The organism is Mesorhizobium sp. M7A.F.Ca.ET.027.03.2.1 (genome assembly GCF_003999175.1).
In the GTDB taxonomy this organism is placed as follows: Bacteria; Pseudomonadota; Alphaproteobacteria; order Rhizobiales; family Rhizobiaceae; genus Mesorhizobium.
Map to the genome: position 1 here is coordinate 1 of NZ_RZOM01001514.1, position 1,015 is coordinate 1,015.

Below are 1,015 nucleotides of genomic sequence, written 5' to 3' on the forward strand. Positions count from 1 at the left end.
CATCATCATGATCATCGTGCTGGGCGCACGCGGCAGCCGCTGGGCCTGGCAGAACCGCGCCTGGCGCGACGCGGAACAGTTTCGCAAGACGCAGCGCAACTGGGCAATCGCCGGCCTTGCCGTCTGGGTGGTCGGGATTGGCGGCTGCGCGACGGTGGTCGGCAGCATTCCCTACGTCCTGAAAGGCAGCGATGCCTATCACATGACGATGGACAGGCTTCGCGCCGACGACCGCGTCAAGGCGGCGTTGGGTGATGATTTGACCGACAGTTTCTGGGTCGGCGGCCATCTCAACGTCAATGCAAATGGGGCCGGCGACGCCCAGTTCGGCATTCCGGTCCACGGCGCCAACGGCAAGGGCACGGCCTATTCGACCGCTGTCCGGACAGCCGGCACATGGAGCCTGCGCCTGCTGGTCGTCAGGGTCGAGGGAGCCGATGCGCCGATCGTGCTGATCAACGAAGATCATGTCCCGATCCCGAATGCTGCAATCGGAATATAGCAGGGCAAAACGCAAAAACGCAGCCTAAACGCGGGCGCGAAGGCTGACAGTTCGGCCGGCTTTGTGGCCCAACAGTCGGGTGACCACTGCTGCGTTCCAGACAAGGAAATATGCTGAAAAGCCGGATGCTGTCTGACAGTATGCGCATGCGTTCATGTGGACCGGTGGCAATTTCATACAAGGGCACGCGCATATGGTGAGTTCCTTTCGTGCGGTCGTGGTCGGTGGCGGCTGTGTGGGTGCAGGCATTCTCTACGGTCTGGCAAAGCGCGGCTGGACCGATGTGGCATTGCTGGAGCGAACGCAGCTTACGGCCGGGTCGACATGGCATGCCGCGGGGCTCATCCCCTCTTACGCGCGCAGCCGCAATGTCGGCCGCATGATAGCCAGGTCGATCGAAATCTATGAGGGGCTGGAGGCGGAGACGGGCCAGAACGTCGGCTGGCACAAATGCGGCCAGCTGCGCATTGCCAACACGCGCGACAGGCTGGACGAGTACAGAAGCTACATGGA

The 1,015-nt window shown here is 62.4% G+C and carries 2 protein-coding genes; both read left to right on the top strand.

Annotation, left to right across the window (positions count from 1 at the left end; genetic code table 11):
• Nucleotides 1-502: cytochrome c oxidase assembly factor Coa1 family protein (locus EN750_RS36070; protein ID WP_127399401.1), on the top strand; the 502-nt coding region annotated here is incomplete at its 5' end.
• Between the two features lie 193 nt (nucleotides 503-695).
• The coding region (locus EN750_RS36075; protein ID WP_145968271.1) for an FAD-dependent oxidoreductase at nucleotides 696-1,015 on the top strand (320 nt) is incomplete at its 3' end.